At 59.1% G+C, this 1,523-nt stretch carries 1 protein-coding gene; it reads right to left on the bottom strand.

What is annotated here, in order from left to right; translation table 11 throughout:
• Positions 1-204: 204 nt before the first annotated feature.
• Positions 205-1,425, bottom strand: a complete 1,221-nt coding sequence (locus ACZ7KI_RS43325) for an IS4 family transposase (protein WP_470278812.1) — start codon at positions 1,423-1,425, stop codon at positions 205-207.
• Between the last annotated feature and the right edge of the window lie 98 nt (positions 1,426-1,523).

Here is a 1,523-nt window from a genome sequence, read left to right as displayed (position 1 = left end):
CAATGCCGTTAAGTTAGGAGCGGGCTTCGGCGCAGCGTGAGCTGTGGGGCGGCGTTGTGTCGCGTCTGAGTGTGGCGGGCTCTTTTGGTGAGCTTGTCGCCTACTTGTCGCCGTTTGACGACTCTCGGGTAGGTGCGTTGTCGTCGGCGCGGGTTCGGATGTGAGGCGATTTCATGAATGGCTTCGCGGTAGGCCTCGTTGTTGCTATTCGGGGGGAAAATCCGCGCCGTTGGCGATGGTTCGCCGGACGACGCGGAGGCTGCGGATGAATGAGAGCCGGTCTTCGTCTATGTCGACTGTGTCGGCGGCTTGGTGCATGAGGTGTCGTATTGCGTAGTGCGTGAGCAGCAGTCCCCAGATTTCTTGTTCCACGAGATCCGGTTTCTTCGATCGAAGGACGCGGTAGCCGCCCTGTTGATGGGTTTCGACCTCGTCGAGGGCTATCTCGAATTCCCATCGCTCGGCATAGAGCGCGGCGAGTTCGATAGCGGGAGCTTCACGGTGGTCGTTCAGTGTGGTGACAAGCCGGACAGTTTCCCCTTCACCTCGATTGGACACCTGGTATTCGATGACTCGAACGGAAAGCAGAGTGCCTTCGGGGATGCGTCGTTTCATGCCCCTGTTCAGGTCTGTTTTCAGTTGCTTGGGGAGGAGTTCTGAGCGGTATGAGCCGTCGGGCAGCTCTTCCACGACGCGGAGGTGAATGTTGCTGCTGACCCGCCACAGGAGGTCTGCCCCAGTGGCTCCGGCTTGTTTCCACAGTTCGTAGCTAAAGAAGCCACGGTCGGCCATGATCAGCATGTCCGGCTCGACCTGATCGAGAAGTCGGGCGGCGAGCTCCCTTTCATAGACGCGCCAGGAGTCGACAGCGGCCGCGACCATGGCGTGAGTTCCGCACTCGACCAGGCCGACAACGCGCACCTGTGGATAAACGCTCTCGCCGCCTCCGTGTCCTTTCTTACCGAAGCGGTCGACATTTTCCGAGGTGTCAGGAGCGTCGAGTATCACACCGTCGATGGCCATCTTGCGCCGGCCGCGATACCAGGCGCCGCGACTGTAGGACTCGGCAATAGGAACAGCTGCACGGAAGAACAGCTCACGCAGCGGTTCGGGACCCAGTCGCGTCCGGGCTTGCGAAAGCGCAGACGGCGTCGGAACATGCCAGTCGTCGCGCCATGCGCGTCCGAACCTGAGTCCATTAACAAGCTTCCGCATGACTTCGTCGTATGAATCAGCGAAGAACAAGGCCAAGGCGAGCACGTAGTACACGACAACCCTCGCCGGCAGCAGACGCCGTCGCTGTTCCCGGCTTCCTGTTGAGAGGAGAACCTCGTCCACCAGGTCACGATGAAATACCCGAGTCAGAACGCCAATCCCGATTCGGTCGACGATCCGTTCATGTGACCCCAGAGGCGAATTGCTCATGCAGGGATTAAATCATCGCCAAGCATTTCCGACGCTACGACACGCATCAAATTCAAAGCCAGATACAGGAATCGACAAACGGTAACTTAACGGCATTG

It is taken from the genome of Amycolatopsis sp. NPDC039088, assembly GCF_055598845.1.
This window is presented reverse-complemented; position numbering and strand designations above follow the sequence as displayed.